Here is a 14,606-nt window from a genome sequence, read left to right on the forward strand (position 1 = left end):
TCCCGCTGAAACACAACGTGATCGGCATGCGGCTGCCGCGCGGGCCAATCGGCGCGGACTAAGCGCTAGCTCGCGGCGTTGAAGCGCAGGATGTCGCGGCCGTCTCTGTCGGCGATGACAAGCTTGCCGGCGTCGACGTGGTAGGATGCTGCTTTGGCCAGCGCCTCGAACAGCGCCTTTTCCTCGGCCATGACCTGAGGCGCGCAGGCCTTGAAGGTCGAGCCGATGTCGCTGATGGCGATCGTCGAGCCGTCTACCTTGGCAGTGGCAAAATAGACGTTGCAAGGGCCGCTGCCGCCGGCCTTGCCGGCTTCGCTGATCCGGAATGTCGCCCGCGGCTCGGCAATCACGCCGACACCGTCGATATATTCGACCAGCCAGCTTTGGCCGAACACCGAGGCTGCCGCCGGCGCATCGCTCGGCGCCGCCATTTTCAGCATGATGGTCTGTGGCGCGTCGCTGAGCGGGTCGACCTGATGGCGCGTATCGGTGACGAATAGCAGCCGGTCGTCGACAGTGATGCGCGCCTGCAGCGCGTAGGTCATATCAGGCCGGATCACCCGCGGATCGAAGCTGATCTCGAACTTGATCGGCACCTGGCCGGCCGGCACCACCTTGCGCTCACCGATGATTGCGGCCGGCGCGTCGGCCAGCGACACGTCGGCAAGCTGCACGGAAAGCACGGCATTGGGCGGCAGCGCGATGCGCTCGCGATACATCACCTCGCCCTTGAGGGTCTTTTCGGCAGCCGCGGAATGATCCGGAACGGCCAGGATGCCGACGGCCAGCGGCACCAGTCCGAAGATGAAGAACTCGGCGATCCTGTCCAGCATGATCCTGTTCCCCTTCCGGCCAAGGGTCTCGCAGGATTGCGGTCAATGAATGGCCGGCCGGGTATGGGATGGCTGTCGCAGGGATTTATTTGGACGGCGGCTGCCTCCAGCGGCCCGCCGCCTTGTCGTCGGCCTCCTTGGCATCGACCCAGCCGCCCTCGGAACCGTCGCTATGGTGTTCCTTTTTCCAGAACGGCGCGCGTGATTTCAAATAGTCCATCAGGAAATTCGCGGCCTCGAACGCCGCTTGCCGGTGGGCGGAAGCCGCCACTACCAGCACGATGTTTTCGCCGGGCGCGATCTTGCCGTGGCGATGGATCGCGGTGAGCCCCTGCAGCGGCCAGCGATCGATTGCCTCGCCGGCGATGCGGGATATCTCGGCTTCCGCCATGCCGGGATAATGTTCGAGCTCGAGCGCCGAGAGCCTGCCTTGCTCGTCGCGGCAAAGGCCGGAGAAGGTCACCACAGCGCCGATATCGTTGCGACCCCTGGTCAGCCTGGCGATCTCGGCGGCGACGTCGAAATCCTCCGCCTGGATGCGCACGACCGGCACCACCGCGGACATGGTTCAGCCACCGGTCATCGGCGGGAACAGCGCGATCTCGCGCGCGCCGGCGATCTTCTCGCGGTGCTCGACATGTTCCTGGTTGATGGCGACGCGGATCACGTCAGGATATTGCAGCGCGTTCTCGTACTCCTCGCCGCGCGATTTCAGCCAGCGCAACAGGTCGGCGACCGTTTCGATGCCGGCCGGCAGTTCGACCTCTTCCTCCGGTCTGCCGATCCGCTCGCGCACCCAGGCGAAATAGATGAGCTTCGTCGACATTTTATTCATCCATGATGTGCTTGAGGCCGGCGCGGAAATAGTCGTAGCCGGTGTAGAGCGTCACCAGGGCTGCGATCCACAGCAGCACCAGCCCGGTCTGGGTGGTCAGCGGGAAGATCTTGTCGCCGGCGGGACCTGCAAGCAGGAAGGCGATGGCGATCATCTGGATGGTGGTCTTCCATTTGGCGAGCTGCGTCACCGGCACCGAGACCTTCAAGGCCGCCAGATATTCGCGCAGGCCCGAGACCAGGATCTCGCGGCACAGGATGATGATCGCCGCCCATAGCGACCAGCCGGCGATGCCGGCATGGCGGTCGGTGTCGGCGGCAAGCAGCAGCAGGCAAGTGGCGACCAGCAGCTTGTCGGCGATCGGGTCGAGCATCTTGCCGATGTTGGAGGTCTGCTGCCAGGCGCGCGCCAGATAGCCGTCGAAGTAATCGGTGATCGAGGCGAGCAGGAAAATGATGAGCGCCGACCAGCGGGCGAAGTCGCTCGATTTCAGATGCCCTTCCAGGAAGAAGCACAGCACCACCAGCGGCACCGCCAGGATGCGGGCGTAAGTGAGCATGTTGGGCAGGTTGAATGCGCGCTGGGACATGTTTTGGGAACTCTTTCTGCCTGCTTAGTCAAATCAGAAGCGAATGTGGGGGGTCAACAGGCCAGAATCGATTAGCCAGCCGAAATATCGGCAATAGGTCTTAGCTCTCGTGAAAATGATTGTAGACCAATTTCGCCACCTGCTCCGAAATGCCGTCGACCTTGACCAGGTCCTCGACGGCGGCACGGCTGACCGCCTTGGCCGTACCGAAATGCATCAGCAGCGCGCGCTTGCGGCCGGGGCCGATGCCGCTGATCTCGTCGAGCGGGCTCTTGACCATCTCCTTCTTGCGGCGGGCGCGGTGCGAACCGATGGCGAAGCGATGGACTTCGTCGCGCAGCCGCTGGACGAAATAGAGCACCGGATCGCGAACGGGCAGCGAGAATGGGGCCTTGCCCTTGACGAAGAAGCGTTCGCGGCCGGCATCGCGGTCCTGACCCTTGGCGATGCCGATGGCCACGACGCGGTCCTCGATGCCGAGATCGGCGAGAATCTTGCGCACCGCCGTCATCTGGCCCTGGCCGCCGTCGATGAGGATGACGTCGGGCCAGGCGGGGAAGCCGCCCGCGTCCTCGATATCGTCGCCCGGTTCGGTAGGGCTCGCCTCGTCCGCGCCCTCGGTTTGCGGGGCGTCACCATGTTCCTTCAACAGCCGCGAAAAGCGCCGCTGCATCACCTCGCGCATCATGCCGAAATCGTCGCCCGGCGTGATCTCGGTCGAGCGGATGTTGAACTTTCGATACTGGTTCTTCACAAAACCTTCCGGCCCAGCGACGACCATGGCGCCGACGGCGTTGGTGCCCATGATGTGCGAGTTGTCATAGACCTCGATGCGCACCGGCGGTTTTTCCAGGCCGAAGGTCTCGGCAAAGCCAGTGAGCAGCCGCGCCTGGGTCGAGGTTTCGGCGAGCCGCCGGCCGAGCGCCTCGCGCGCGTTCTGCAGCGCGTTGTCGGTCAGGTCCTTCTTCTCGCGGCGCTGCGGCACGGAGATCGACACCTTGCGGCCGGCGCGGGTGGAGAGGGCCTCCGCCAGCAATTCCTGGTCCTCGACGCCATGCGACAACAGGATGGTGCGCGGCGTCGGCTTGTCGTCGTAGAACTGCGCCAGGAACGATCCCAGCACCTCGCCGGCTTCGAGCGCCGGATCGGCCTTGGGAAAATAGGCGCGGTTGCCCCAGTTCTGGCCGGTGCGGAAGAAGAACACCTGGATGCAGACCTGGCCGCCCTCCTGATGGATGGCGAAGACATCGGCCTCGTCGACGGTCTGCGGATTGATGCCTTGATGGCTCTGCACATGCGACAGCGCCGCCAGCCGATCACGATAGATGGCGGCGCGTTCGAAATCGAGGTTCTCCGAAGCCTGCTGCATGGCGGCGGAGATCTCCGTCTTCACCTTCTGGCTGCGGCCGGAGAGAAAATCCTTCGCCTCGGCGACAAGCCTTGCATAGTCGCCGTGCGAGATTTCGCCGGTGCACGGGCCGGCGCAGCGCTTGATCTGGAACAAAAGGCAAGGCCGGGTGCGGTTCTCGTAGAAGGAGTCGGTGCAGCTCCTGAGCAGGAAGGCGCGCTGCAGCGAGTTGATGGTACGGCCAACTGCGCCGGCCGAGGCGAAGGGGCCGAAATAGTCGCCCTTGCGCGAGCGCGCGCCGCGGTGCTTGTAAATACCGGGCGAGACATGGTCGCCGGTCAACAGGATATAGGGGAACGACTTGTCGTCGCGCATCAGCACGTTGAAGCGTGGCCGCAAGCGCTTGATGAGGTTGGCTTCAAGCAGCAGCGCTTCGATCTCGGTGCGGGTGACGACGAACTCCATCGTCGATGTCTCGCGCACCATGCGGCCGATACGGCTGGTGTGGAACCGGCCTTGCGCGTAGCTGGTGACCCGCTTCTTCAGGCTGCGTGCCTTGCCGACATAGAGGACGTCGCCGGCGGCATTCATCATGCGGTAGACGCCGGGCGCATTGGGCAGCCGCTTTACCAGCGTCTGGATCACCTCGGCGCCGACCATGCCGTCGGCGTCGCCGGCATGCGGGGTCCAGTCGATGGCGGTGAAGGTAACGTCCGGACCGCTGGCTGCAGGCTCGACGACCTCCTCGGCCGCCTCGTCCTCGAGGTCGATTTCGGGCGGCAGGTCGTCGGCGCCACCGCGCGTTTTTTGTTTCTGGTCCATGGGGCTCATTCCGTCATGCCTGTCACATCGGGCGTCTGCCATGCAAGATGCTGGCCGCCGTCAAGCGCGATCATCTGGCCGGTGACCGAGCGTGCCGCCCAGAGATAACGGATAGTGGCACCGAATTCCGGCAATTCCGGGCCGCGTTTCAGGATCAGCCCGGCAATCTGAGCATCGAAATCGCTGTCGTGCTGGCGCGTGTTCTTCAAGGTCGGGCCAGGACCAATGGCGTTGACACGGATGCGGGGACCCAGCGCCTGCGCCATCATCTCGGTCGCCGCCCACAACGTCGACTTCGACAGCGCATAGGAGAAATAACGCGGCGTCGGCCGCCAGACGCGCTGATCGATCATGTTGACGATCAGCCCCTCACTGTTCTGCGGCAAGGCCCGGGCGAAAGTCTGTGCCAACAGCGCCGGCGCCTTGACGTGCATGGCGAAATGGCGATCCCAGGCCGGCCAGTCGAAATCCTCAACGCTGTCGTGCTCGAACAGCGAGGCGTTGTTGACCAGCAGCGACACCGGCCCGAGCGCCGCCGCCGCGCGACCGACCAGGTTGCTGACGGCGTCCATCTCGGTCAGGTCGGCAGCAATCACTGCGGCCCGGCCATGTCGACCAAAATGACCACTGTTGATTTCGGCCGCCAGTGCCTCCGCCTCGGCCAGCGAGCGATTGCAGTGAATGGCGACGGCAAAACCATGCGCGGCAAGATCTTCGACGATCGCCCTGCCGATCCGTTTCGCACCGCCCGTCACCAGTGCCGTCGCGGCGACCTTGCTCATCTGTCAATCCTTAATCCGATGCCGATTCCGGCCTGCCGGGATCGCGCCGGCAAATTATGGCCCGCCAAGCGTTAAATCCCATTTCCACCTGGGGCAGGATTGTGGCAAAGTGCCCGGTGGGCGTTTTGGCTCGACCGGAATTCGGGCCAGCCCGCCCGCAATATAGGGCTCTGGAGCCCTTACACCAAGCCGTGTGCAGTGCAGCACGGCGAACCTGCTGACATTCGCTGTTGCGAAGATGCAACGTCAAGGTTCTGCCTCATTCGTGCCAGGGAATGACCCAAGTTCAGGTTCGCTTCAGCCGCATTTCCACACGACATTTGGAACCGTTGAACGCCGGATCCGTTTCATCCCCCGGACGGGTTGAGGGCGCTCATAAACAACAAGCCTGTGTCCTGTGGCTTAAGGAGTAAAGAACAATGCAAGCCAATCTTAAATTTGCGCGACCGCTCGCGGTGGCGTTTGGGCTGTTCGCCCTCGGCGGAACCGCCTATGCCGCGGACGTGGTTCAGGAAGAGCCGCCGGCACCTGCCCCGATCGCAGAACTTCCGGTCGCATCCTGGGCCGGTCCCTATGCCGGTGTGAGCGTCGGCTACGGCTTCGCCGGCCACGCCAAAGCCAAAGACATTGGTGTCGACGTCGACACCAAGGGTTTTGTCGGCGGCGTCTTCGGCGGCTATAACTGGCAGCAGGAGAACTTCGTCTACGGTGCCGAAGCCGATATCGGCTACAACGGCGTCAAGGGCGACGATGCCGGCATCGAGGCCAAGGGCGGCTTCGAGGGCTCGCTGCGTGCCCGCCTCGGCTACGCTGTCACCCCGGACATCCTGCTCTACGGCACCGCCGGTGGCGCGCTGAAGAACCAGAAGATTGAAGCTGCCGGCGTAAGCGATACCAACACGCAGTTTGGCTGGACAGCCGGCGTCGGTACCGACATCAAGATCACCGACAATGTGTTCGGCCGTGTCGAGTATCGTTACACGGACTTCGGCAGGAAGGACTTCGACGGTATCGGCAAGGTCAAGTCGACCGACAATCGCGTCACTTTCGGCGTCGGTATGAAGTTCTAAGTCGTCCAAGCCACGACACGAAAAAGCCGGGCCTCGCGCCCGGCTTTTTTTGTGGCACCGGTTGAGGCCGCCCGCCCTCAAGCCGGGATGGCGGGCTTCAGCTCCGGGAATTTCTCGTCGAAGCGTGCCGCCCAGCGCGTCAGCCGGCCGCGGCCCTTTTCCCATTTTCCAGCGAAGCGCAGCGAGAGATAGCCGAGGCAGGCGCGCAATGCGATCTGGCCGAGGGTGATTTTCTTCGGCAGCTTCGGCGGGTTCGCGTTGAGCAGATCGAGCGCGTCCGAAATCTTCGTCCACTGGCGCTCGAGCCAAGGCTGGTAGACCATCTCTTCCGGCCGTGTGCGCCGCTCGTAGACCATCGACAGCGCGCAGTCGCAGATGCCGTCGGCCAATGCCTCCAGCACCTCCGCCTCGAGGCGCTTGTCGGGATTGCGCGGAAACAATGCGTTCTTCGACATCCGGTTGAGATGCTGGGTGATGGCGCGACTGTCATGGACCGAGCGGCCGTCGTCGAGCACCAGCACCGGGATCTTGCCGAGCGGATTGGCGCCGATCAGCGCGGCCGGTCTTTCCTCGGTCTTTATCGGCACGAGATCGACCGCGATGCCGGCATGAAGTGCTGCCATGCGCACCTTGGAACTGTAGGGAGAAGTAGACGCGTAGAGCAGTCTGGGCATTGTCGATTCCTGTTTGCCGGCTACAGCTCCATATGCCCCATTGGACGCGCAAAGGATGCGGTAGCATTGTGACTTCGTGCATGACCCTCATCGAAAATCGATTCCGACAGGGGCTCGTGCATGGGCACCGTTGACCGATCATGCAGGGTTCATCAACGGCCAGAGGCGGAAAACCGCGCCGCCAGCGTACAACCATTGTCTCGCGTTCGGATGCGATGAATCGGAGGTGCGTCGGCAGACGCGAGCGCGTCGGACAATCCAGATCCGAGCAACTACCAACTAGGCCTTGCACCGAAGGTTTGGTTTTGGCAGCCACGAAAATCCCACCGGACTTCGCCGCACGGCGAAGTCCGGGAGCTGCGAAAGATGTCTTCCTCCCGCCTCTTTCTCGTCCTGCCCGACCGTCAGCCAGCAAGCGAGGCGCCTATTAGGCATCCCGCCATGGCTGTCTTGAGTACTGTCCCCGGCGATCGGAGAACGGCGACTACTTCTTGGCCTTCGCCTTTGCGGGCGCTGCCTTCGGCTTGGCCGCGGGCGCTGCTTTCTTCACTGCTGCGGAAGATTTCGCAGCGGCGGCCTTTGCCGGTGCTGCCTTCTTCGCAGCGGGCTTCGCCACGGCCTTTGCAGCCGGCTTCTTGGCCGGTGCAGCCTTGGCCTTGGCCGGTGCTGCTTTCGCCTTGGCAGGTGCTGCTTTCTTCACGGCCGGTTTTGCCGCGGCCTTGGCGGCCGGCTTTTTGGCCGGCGCTGCTTTTGCCTTAGGCGCAGCGGCCTTCGCTTTGGCCGCGGGTGCTGCTTTCTTCACAGCAGTTGCGGCCTTTGCCGCGGCTGCTTTTGCCGGTGCTTTCTTTGCCGGTGACTTTGCCGGTGCCTTGGATGCCGGCGCTTTGGATGACTGCTTAGCCATATCATGCCCCTTCCGTTGTGCCGACGGCCGTTATTGACCCGGCGCGCATTGCATATCTGACTCGCGGCTTGCTAGCCAGCGAAGCATTAGAATGATTTTTGCAGCTTAAGTTTCGGTTACGGCGAGCGCGCGACCATTTTACCCGCGCAAAAACCGGCTGCGAATCTTTGTGTCCCGCAGCGAAGTTCTGCGACAGAAATTCTGCTCGCTCTATCTCGACCGGTCTTCTCGTCAAGCTCAGGACCTTTTCGACCAGCTTTGCGCTTCAACGTCCGACGCTCAGCGCGAACATTGTCAAGAGCGAAGGCGGTCGCCCGCCTCGTCTTGTTCGAAACGATAAACTACAGGTAAGTAGGAAGCAACGCGACGAGCACGCCGCTGCACTATCTTGCACGACGCGATGAAAGTAAGCAGACAGCTCGCATTTCTGAAGGACAGGATATCGTTCGATAGATCCGGTCGAGCCGACCGCGTGATCGAATGCGCTCGGCCGTTCAGGCGCCGAGCGGCTCACGGCTCATCTGCAGCCGGCGCGAAGGCTCGGCCCTGTGGAGATGGACGGCGAAGGTATCCCATGGCGGCATGACCGAAATCTGCGCCAGGATGCGCCCCGCTTCACCGCGATGATAGCCGCCGTGGAGTACGACGTGGGTCAGCATTTCCTGTCGCGACATCAATGCTTTATCCCCGTCGGTGAACACGAATGCGACGGGCTCGGACAGCTGCCGCGACGAGACGGTTTCGAGATAATCGAGATACCAGCGATCGGTCGCTGCGACTGCGGCGCGAAGTTCGTCGAACGCCGGCGTGTCCTCGGTGGTGTCGGCGGAGTAGCCATGGCTTGCGTCAACCAGGTGCGCCGAGAATATCCGCGACACCACATGGCTGTGATCGACGAGCCGTATCACGGCCTGCCGTTCCTTGCCGTGAACATGCGGGTCGAGATTCGCGAGCTTTTCCAGCAGTTCCTCATTGGCCCAGACCTGATAGGCAAACAGGCTGCGAAGCAGAGCGAGCGCATTCATGGTCGGTGTCCTTTTCCGGAAATGCGAGTATGTTGTTTATATTTTCAGGAGAATGGGCGAACGTGTCTACTCGCATTGCAAAACCGCATCCGCGCATGCGCAAACAGCCGCGCCAGGCGCGTTCCAGGGCAACCGTCGAGGCGATCATAGAGGCGGCGGCTCATGTTCTGAGCGGGCTGGGGTGGGCCGGCTTCACCACCAACAAGATTGCCGAGACAGCAGGTGTAAGCATCGGCACGCTCTACCAGTATTTTCCCGACAAGCTTTCCCTGCTCGCTGCCGTCCGGCGCCGTCACTTCGATCATGTGCTGTCGGTCATTCGCGATTCGGCGGAAGACCAAAAGCCGCTTAGGAAATTCGCGCAGGAGCTGGTGCGCGGCATGATCGCGGCGCACAGCATTCACCCGACACTACACCAGGTGCTGCTCGACGAGGCGCCGGGCGATCGCGGCTCCAGGGCCGCCCATGCTTCGTTCCAGGCACAATACCTCAACCACTATGCGACTGCTGTCGCCACTTATCGCAAGCCAAGGAAAGGCGCCGACACGGAGACCGTGGCGCGCGTGCTATCGTCAGCGATCGAAGGTGTGATCCACAACGCGGCACGCCGGAACATGCTCGCCGCGCCGGAGCTGCAAAAGCAACTCGTCGAACTGATCTGCGCCTACCTATCGGGAGCAGGCCGCATCGGTCGATAGCGCATGGCACGGCGGAAGTCGGGATTTCTGTGTGTCGTTCAAACCCGGTCTATGAGGTGCGGCAAGGACGATACCAACAATGCCCCACCTGATGCGGCCAAGAGTGTGAGGACGATCTTTCGAAAAGTCGCTTCGCTAACGCCGACGTAGAGTCTCGCGCCAAGGAGCGTCGGTATCAACATCGCCGGCGCGACGACGGCAAACATCGGCAGCATTTCGAGCTTGATCTTTCCGGCCGCAAGATAGGCAGCCATCGTCATGGAGAGGGTCACCAGGTTGAAATTCTGGATGACAATACGCTGCCTGTCCTTTTCCCATTGGCGCAGCACGCACCACAGCGTTGGAACCGGGCCGGTGAAGCCGCCAAGTCCACCCATGATGCCGCCGACCAGACCTATTGCGCCGTCTGCAACAGGACCTCCGACCGTGATGGGAGGGAGGCGACGCGCAAAGAGCATCAAGGGACACCAAACGACCAGCAGCGCGCCGAAGACCAGCTTGAACAACTGCACATCCAGCAAGGGCAGGATGGCGACACCGACCGGAATCCCTAAGGTCCCGCCGATCAGGAAGGGCAGCAGAAGCCTGAGATCAAAACCCCGGCGGACGGTGACGGCGGCGATGATCTGGCCGGTGAGCGCCCCAAAGACCGCCATGGCGGCAGCAAGCTGGGGCTCCACGGTCCAAACCCAAATGGACATGGCAACCAGGCTGAAAGCGAACCCGGAAAGCCCCTGGACGAAGCCTGCAACGACCGCGCCGAGAGTAACAATATAAACAAGCGAATCCATGTGGTGCTGTTTCCCCCGCAAAATGATCGATGTGGTCGGTTGGCGTTGACATGCATGGAAGTCTCCGATTTTCGCAACCTCGTCCGACCTTGGACCCTCAACACCAGAGAGGTATGAATGTCCTCCTTGCCGAGCTTGGCATTTGTCACATGGTTTTCGGCTGATCCCAGATCAGCCGCGGCTTTCTACGCGAATTTTGGAATTGTCTTCAGGCAAGAGCAGCATGGCTCCGGTCCGATACATTTCGCGTTCCAAGGTGAAGGGCTTGCGATCGAACTCTACCCGGCAGAAGCAACGACGCCGGAAGGAGCGGGAACGATGATCGGCTTCGAAGTCGCCAACGCAGATGAAGCTGCTTCTGCCGCCAAGGCCAACGGCTTTGGAATCATTGCGGACGTCAAGGCGACGGCTATGGGCCGACGTGTGATCGTCCGTGATCCTGATGGCCGTCAGGTGTTCCTTTTCTCGACCACCTAAGTGACGCAACAATCCGTCGGGATCGGAAAGCGCTGGTCAGCGCAGGACGCGGCAGCGGCCGTTGTAGACCATCCAGCGGTCGAAGCCCGAGACGCAGAATTCGACATTGTCGCCGATCGAGGCAAAGCCCTGGCCTTCTTCGATCAGGTACCAGATGGTGCGAGCGCCGCCGTCGGAGAGGCTGACGGTGGCGCCGCAATAACGGCGGCCGATCGGCCAGGTGTCGTCGGCCGGCAGATAGCGATGCTGGTGGATGCGCTGGAAGTCGACGATCTGCACATCCGGCAGATGCGGCACGTGATGCACCTGATAGGAGAAGCGGTCGGTGATCTTGTTCAGCACCCAGGCCTCGCCGCAGACGCCGCTATCCTCGTCGGTATAGATTGCAAGGTCGGCCGCCTGGACTGCCTGGGTGACGCCAAGAGGCGCAGCCAGCGGCGTGCAAAAGGCGAGCAGTGCGGCAAGGGCGGATTGGGCGAAGCGAGTCATGGCAGCCTCTCAAGGTCGACTACGCGCACTGTGCGGATTCGCTGACGCGCGGTCAAGCGGTTGTAGCGACCGTGGTTGTGGTGACGATGGTTGCGCTGACGGAACGGCAGGGCCGCGCCCTCAAACTACTCTCCCGCCAGCCAGTCCAGCGTCCAATGCGACGGCTGCTCAAGTGCAAGCAGCCGGTGCAGCGCCGGCAGCAGCGTCCGTAACTCACCCTCCAGCGTGAAGGGCGGATTGACCACCACCATGCCGCAGCCGTCGAGGCTCGGCTCGACGGCGTCCGGCCTGATCTCAAAACCGATGTCGAGCAGCTTCGAAATGCCCGTCTGCTTCAGCGCCTTGCGGAAGGCGGCGACCGCCCTGCGGTCCTTGAGCGGATACCACAGCGCGTAAATCCCTCCTGGCCAGCGCCGATGGGCTCTTTGCAGCCCGTCGACCAAGCGACCGAATTCGCCCTCTTCCTCGAAAGGCGGATCGATGAGCACGAGGCCGCGCTTTTCCTTTGGCGGCAGATGCGCGCCGAGCGCCAGCCACCCGTCGAGCTCGATCACCCGGGTCTGGAAGTCACCGTCGAACAGCGACTTCAGCCTGGCGGCATCCTTAGGATGCAGCTCGACCGCCGACAGCCGGTCCTGCTTGCGCATCAGGTGCCGGGCGATCAGCGGCGAACCCGGGTATTTTTTCACGCCGCCGTCCGGATTGAGCGAGCGGACGGCTTCAAGATACGGCGCCAGCAGTGCTGCCGCCGGCGCATCGAGGGCCGCATCGACGAGCCGGCCGATGCCGCCTTGCCATTCGCCGGTCTTTTGCGCTTCGGTCGAGGACAGATCGTAACGGCCGATCCCGGCATGGGTGTCGATGACCCGAAACGCCTTGTCCTTCTGTTTCAGATATTCAATCAGCCGGCTGAGCACGACATGCTTGACGACGTCGGCGAAGTTCCCGGCATGGTAGGCATGGCGATAGTTCAATTGGAGCCCCTGCCCCAGCGCGGCGGTGGCGGCTGCGAGTTTGGATTTTGCGGCCGGCGGCCGCCGAAACGGAATGCCAGCACCAGCCCGACCAGGCCGGCCGCCATCAGGGAAAAACCGACCGGGTGGGCCCGGCGGTCGACCTCGCCGGCACCCGAGCGCAGGACGAGATCGACGGCCCGCATCGGAATGCCTTCGGCGTCGCCCGGACCGACGGTGAAGATGTAGGAACCAGGGGTAATGGTCGGGATCAGGCCGGCCTCGTCGCGAAAGATCCTGTCCGGCAGTTGCGGGCTGACCTGGCGCGGATTGTCGGAGTGGTTGAACTGCAGCGTCGAGGCGAGCACCGTCCTGCCGCTGGCGGCGGCAGTCAGGGTCAGCACAGTGCGCTGTTGCGAGACGATGCGCTCGGCTCTCGCCGTAAGGTCGACCAGCACGCGTAGCGGCCCGTCGCGTGCGCTCAGGGGCACGGTCACCGGCTTGAACCGGCCCTGGTCGTAAACCCGCCAGGTGCCGATCTCACGGCCGGAGAAATTGGTCATCGCCCAGGGATAGACGACGCCGATGCCGGTACCGATGAGCAGTATCAGGGCGAACAGGGAGCGCATGAGGTCAAGTCCCGGTATTCGGCGCGATGGTGCCGTCGCGGGCGCGCTCCATTTCGTCCAGGAGCATGTCAAGGCCGAGATCAAACGTCCGGTCGAATTCGGCGGTGCCGAAATAACGCCCGGCCGCAGCTACTTTTGGAAAATCCTGCGCCAGTTGCTCGTCGCTGACGATGGTCACGGCCGAAGGCCCCTTTGCATAGCCGGCAGTCTCGTCGAGGATGGCACCCATCAGATAATAGCCGGTGGTGCGGAACAGCCGCGCACCCAGTTGCGGTCCGAAGCCGCCGGCCTCGAACAGGCCAAGGATGCCGTTCAGCCAAGTGAGACAGGTCGGCGAATTCATCCGGTAGGTTACAAGGAACGTGGCAAAGGCCGGGTGCTCACGCGCGACGCGGCGGAAATCCTGCACGGCAATGCGTAACCTTTGTCGCCAAGGGAGGTCCGCGTCGGGCATTTCGAGGGAGCCGATCAGCCGATCCACCAAGGCTTCGAAGAGATGCGCCACCGAAGGAAAGTGGTGATAGATGCTCATGGCTTCGCAGCCGAGTTCTGCCGCCAGCTTGCGCATCGAAAACCCGGCGAGGCCCTCGCTCTCGATCACCTTCAAAGCGGCATCCTCGATCATCTCGCGAGACAGCCGGCCGCGCGGTCGCTTTTTTTTGATCGATGTATCCATGGTGCCGCTTGACAACTTACGCTGTAAGGTTCATTTTCGACGTTACCTTACACCGTAAGGCCAACAAACGCCAGAGGAGAATGTCATGTCTGCCTATCGTACTCTTTCATCAACGCATTCTTCCATCCGCCGCGCCTGCCTGCTCGCCGCCACCTGTGTGCTGACCCTGGCTGCAGCTCCTTCTTATGCCGATGAGTATGACGCGACCGTCAAGGACATCCAGTCGACCATGGGCGGCGTACCGAGTTTCGTAATGCAGTTCCCGAAAGCCGGTCTGCCTGGTGCATGGGCCGAGGTCAAGGCCATCCAGCTCAGCGACAAGACGGCGCTGCCGCCGAAGGTCAAGTCGCTGATCTCGCTCGCGGTGGCGGCGCAAATCCCGTGCAACTACTGTATCTGGTCGGACACGCAGGACGCCAAGCGCGCCGGCGCCACCGACGAGGAGATCCAGGAGGCGGTCGCCGTTTCAGCGCTGACCCGCCATTGGAGCACCATCTTCAACGGCATGCAGGTCGATTTCGATACGTTCAGGAAGGAGATGGGCGGGCAGTGATGCTTTCGTTATTAGAGCGGGACGCGTTCAGACTGAATTAGCCTTCCCGTTTCGACTGTTTGTGTGATCCGCCAGCACCTCATCGATGACCCGCCACGATTTTTCCGCCTCGCGCTGGTTGCCGTCATGTCCCGAAGCGACGATCAGCGCCTTCCACAACGCCCAGCCCCGTGCGCGCGCCCAGCTGTGCTCGTCAAGGGCAATGGCGTCGCGGAACGCCTGACGGCTCTCGCCGTAAAATTCCGTCCACGCGATCACCAGATCACAGGCAGGATCGCCGATAGCCGAACTACCGAAATCGACGACCGCGTAGAGCTTGCCATCTTCGACGAGCAGATTGCCCGAGGCGACGTCGCCATGGACCCAGACCGGCGGGCCCTTGCCTAGCGACGGCACGGCCGGGCGCCCACACCCCGCCGCGGCCGCCCTGTGGGTTGGGGCCCCCCGCGGCGAGAGCG

Annotated in this window: 19 protein-coding genes; 4 read left to right on the plus strand and 15 right to left on the minus strand. The window is 62.7% G+C overall.

Annotated features, from left to right (window positions below; all coding sequences use genetic code 11):
* Positions 1 to 65: 65 nt before the first annotated feature.
* From NKJ81_RS21510 to NKJ81_RS21535, 6 genes are all read right to left on the minus strand, one after another.
* A complete protein-coding gene (locus NKJ81_RS21510) occupies positions 66 to 833 on the minus strand; it encodes a YbaY family lipoprotein (RefSeq protein WP_352541651.1) in 768 nt (255 codons plus the stop codon).
* 85 nt (positions 834 to 918) lie between these two features.
* Positions 919 to 1,398: a molybdenum cofactor biosynthesis protein MoaE gene (locus tag NKJ81_RS21515; protein WP_352541652.1), complete on the minus strand. Its 480-nt coding sequence runs from the start codon at positions 1,396 to 1,398 to the stop codon at positions 919 to 921.
* A gap of 3 nt (positions 1,399 to 1,401) precedes the next feature.
* A complete protein-coding gene (gene moaD / locus NKJ81_RS21520; protein ID WP_023677674.1) occupies positions 1,402 to 1,659 on the minus strand; it encodes a molybdopterin converting factor subunit 1 in 258 nt (85 codons plus the stop codon).
* A gap of 1 nt (position 1,660) precedes the next feature.
* Positions 1,661 to 2,257, minus strand: a complete 597-nt coding sequence (gene pgsA, locus NKJ81_RS21525) for a CDP-diacylglycerol--glycerol-3-phosphate 3-phosphatidyltransferase (RefSeq protein ID WP_023719790.1) — start codon at positions 2,255 to 2,257, stop codon at positions 1,661 to 1,663.
* A 100-nt stretch (positions 2,258 to 2,357) separates the two neighbouring features.
* Positions 2,358 to 4,436, minus strand: coding sequence for an excinuclease ABC subunit UvrC (gene uvrC / locus NKJ81_RS21530; RefSeq protein ID WP_352452952.1), 2,079 nt, complete (start codon positions 4,434 to 4,436; stop codon positions 2,358 to 2,360).
* The gene (locus tag NKJ81_RS21535) at positions 4,433 to 5,209 is read right to left on the minus strand and encodes an SDR family oxidoreductase (protein WP_352472599.1); all 777 of its coding nucleotides are present in this window, start codon (positions 5,207 to 5,209) and stop codon (positions 4,433 to 4,435) included. The genes uvrC and NKJ81_RS21535 overlap by 4 nt, the downstream gene beginning before the upstream one ends.
* A 419-nt stretch (positions 5,210 to 5,628) precedes the next feature.
* Between NKJ81_RS21535 and NKJ81_RS21540 the strand changes: the two genes are divergently transcribed.
* Positions 5,629 to 6,279 (plus strand): outer membrane protein, encoded by a 651-nt coding sequence (locus tag NKJ81_RS21540; protein ID WP_292662341.1) that lies wholly within the window; start codon positions 5,629 to 5,631, stop codon positions 6,277 to 6,279.
* A 77-nt stretch (positions 6,280 to 6,356) separates the two neighbouring features.
* On the opposite strand, the gene NKJ81_RS21545 is transcribed toward NKJ81_RS21540, so the two are convergent.
* From NKJ81_RS21545 to NKJ81_RS21555, 3 genes are all read right to left on the minus strand, one after another.
* Positions 6,357 to 6,953 (minus strand): glutathione S-transferase family protein, encoded by a 597-nt coding sequence (locus tag NKJ81_RS21545; protein ID WP_352472598.1) that lies wholly within the window; start codon positions 6,951 to 6,953, stop codon positions 6,357 to 6,359.
* A 484-nt stretch (positions 6,954 to 7,437) separates the two neighbouring features.
* Positions 7,438 to 7,857 (minus strand): hypothetical protein, encoded by a 420-nt coding sequence (locus NKJ81_RS21550; RefSeq protein WP_352493235.1) that lies wholly within the window; start codon positions 7,855 to 7,857, stop codon positions 7,438 to 7,440.
* Positions 7,858 to 8,351: 494 nt separating this feature from the next.
* Entirely contained in the window at positions 8,352 to 8,882 is a 531-nt protein-coding gene (locus tag NKJ81_RS21555) for a DinB family protein (protein ID WP_352541653.1), read from the minus strand.
* A 62-nt stretch (positions 8,883 to 8,944) separates the two neighbouring features.
* Here NKJ81_RS21555 and NKJ81_RS21560 point away from each other — a divergent pair, with 62 nt between their 5' ends.
* Positions 8,945 to 9,580, plus strand: coding sequence for a TetR/AcrR family transcriptional regulator (locus tag NKJ81_RS21560; RefSeq protein WP_502904308.1), 636 nt, complete (start codon positions 8,945 to 8,947; stop codon positions 9,578 to 9,580).
* A 38-nt stretch (positions 9,581 to 9,618) separates the two neighbouring features.
* Here NKJ81_RS21560 and NKJ81_RS21565 read toward each other — a convergent pair whose 3' ends face one another.
* Entirely contained in the window at positions 9,619 to 10,371 is a 753-nt protein-coding gene (locus tag NKJ81_RS21565; protein ID WP_352541654.1) for a sulfite exporter TauE/SafE family protein, read from the minus strand.
* Between the two features lie 117 nt (positions 10,372 to 10,488).
* Here NKJ81_RS21565 and NKJ81_RS21570 point away from each other — a divergent pair, with 117 nt between their 5' ends.
* Positions 10,489 to 10,848: a VOC family protein gene (locus tag NKJ81_RS21570; protein WP_352472594.1), complete on the plus strand. Its 360-nt coding sequence runs from the start codon at positions 10,489 to 10,491 to the stop codon at positions 10,846 to 10,848.
* Between the two features lie 36 nt (positions 10,849 to 10,884).
* On the opposite strand, the gene NKJ81_RS21575 is transcribed toward NKJ81_RS21570, so the two are convergent.
* The 4 genes from NKJ81_RS21575 to NKJ81_RS21590 form a co-directional block, all read right to left on the minus strand.
* Complete coding sequence (locus NKJ81_RS21575) at positions 10,885 to 11,337, minus strand: hypothetical protein (protein ID WP_023677684.1); 453 nt, start codon at positions 11,335 to 11,337, stop codon at positions 10,885 to 10,887.
* A gap of 125 nt (positions 11,338 to 11,462) precedes the next feature.
* Entirely contained in the window at positions 11,463 to 12,311 is an 849-nt protein-coding gene (locus NKJ81_RS21580) for a 23S rRNA (adenine(2030)-N(6))-methyltransferase RlmJ (RefSeq protein ID WP_352541655.1), read from the minus strand.
* Positions 12,308 to 12,919, minus strand: a complete 612-nt coding sequence (locus NKJ81_RS21585; protein ID WP_352541656.1) for a hypothetical protein — start codon at positions 12,917 to 12,919, stop codon at positions 12,308 to 12,310. The genes NKJ81_RS21580 and NKJ81_RS21585 overlap by 4 nt, the downstream gene beginning before the upstream one ends.
* A 4-nt stretch (positions 12,920 to 12,923) precedes the next feature.
* Positions 12,924 to 13,595 (minus strand): TetR/AcrR family transcriptional regulator, encoded by a 672-nt coding sequence (locus NKJ81_RS21590; RefSeq protein ID WP_352501858.1) that lies wholly within the window; start codon positions 13,593 to 13,595, stop codon positions 12,924 to 12,926.
* An 85-nt stretch (positions 13,596 to 13,680) separates the two neighbouring features.
* On the opposite strand from NKJ81_RS21590, the gene NKJ81_RS21595 reads away from it, so the two are divergent.
* Positions 13,681 to 14,148 (plus strand): carboxymuconolactone decarboxylase family protein, encoded by a 468-nt coding sequence (locus tag NKJ81_RS21595; protein WP_352541657.1) that lies wholly within the window; start codon positions 13,681 to 13,683, stop codon positions 14,146 to 14,148.
* A gap of 27 nt (positions 14,149 to 14,175) precedes the next feature.
* Here NKJ81_RS21595 and NKJ81_RS21600 read toward each other — a convergent pair.
* Positions 14,176 to 14,606, minus strand: a 431-nt coding sequence (locus NKJ81_RS21600; RefSeq protein WP_352541658.1) for a phosphotransferase, incomplete at its 5' end; no start/stop codon positions are given.

Source organism: Mesorhizobium sp. M0018 (assembly GCF_040323955.1).
Taxonomy (GTDB): Bacteria; Pseudomonadota; Alphaproteobacteria; order Rhizobiales; family Rhizobiaceae; genus Mesorhizobium.

Bases quoted from the DNA above. Each gene is read 5' to 3' on its own strand.
- NKJ81_RS21510 (WP_352541651.1), bottom strand. From the start codon at position 833: ATGCTGGACAGGATCGCCGAGTTCTTCATCTTCGGACTGGTGCCGCTG.
- NKJ81_RS21515 (WP_352541652.1), bottom strand. From the start codon at position 1,398: ATGTCCGCGGTGGTGCCGGTCGTGCGCATCCAGGCGGAGGATTTCGAC.
- moaD (WP_023677674.1), bottom strand. From the start codon at position 1,659: ATGTCGACGAAGCTCATCTATTTCGCCTGGGTGCGCGAGCGGATCGGC.
- pgsA (WP_023719790.1), bottom strand. From the start codon at position 2,257: ATGTCCCAGCGCGCATTCAACCTGCCCAACATGCTCACTTACGCCCGC.
- uvrC (WP_352452952.1), bottom strand. From the start codon at position 4,436: ATGAGCCCCATGGACCAGAAACAAAAAACGCGCGGTGGCGCCGACGAC.
- NKJ81_RS21535 (WP_352472599.1), bottom strand. From the start codon at position 5,209: ATGAGCAAGGTCGCCGCGACGGCACTGGTGACGGGCGGTGCGAAACGG.
- NKJ81_RS21540 (WP_292662341.1), top strand. From the start codon at position 5,629: ATGCAAGCCAATCTTAAATTTGCGCGACCGCTCGCGGTGGCGTTTGGG.
- NKJ81_RS21545 (WP_352472598.1), bottom strand. From the start codon at position 6,953: ATGCCCAGACTGCTCTACGCGTCTACTTCTCCCTACAGTTCCAAGGTG.
- NKJ81_RS21550 (WP_352493235.1), bottom strand. From the start codon at position 7,857: ATGGCTAAGCAGTCATCCAAAGCGCCGGCATCCAAGGCACCGGCAAAG.
- NKJ81_RS21555 (WP_352541653.1), bottom strand. From the start codon at position 8,882: ATGAATGCGCTCGCTCTGCTTCGCAGCCTGTTTGCCTATCAGGTCTGG.
- NKJ81_RS21565 (WP_352541654.1), bottom strand. From the start codon at position 10,371: ATGGATTCGCTTGTTTATATTGTTACTCTCGGCGCGGTCGTTGCAGGC.
- NKJ81_RS21570 (WP_352472594.1), top strand. From the start codon at position 10,489: ATGTCCTCCTTGCCGAGCTTGGCATTTGTCACATGGTTTTCGGCTGAT.
- NKJ81_RS21575 (WP_023677684.1), bottom strand. From the start codon at position 11,337: ATGACTCGCTTCGCCCAATCCGCCCTTGCCGCACTGCTCGCCTTTTGC.
- NKJ81_RS21585 (WP_352541656.1), bottom strand. From the start codon at position 12,919: ATGCGCTCCCTGTTCGCCCTGATACTGCTCATCGGTACCGGCATCGGC.
- NKJ81_RS21590 (WP_352501858.1), bottom strand. From the start codon at position 13,595: ATGGATACATCGATCAAAAAAAAGCGACCGCGCGGCCGGCTGTCTCGC.
- NKJ81_RS21595 (WP_352541657.1), top strand. From the start codon at position 13,681: ATGTCTGCCTATCGTACTCTTTCATCAACGCATTCTTCCATCCGCCGC.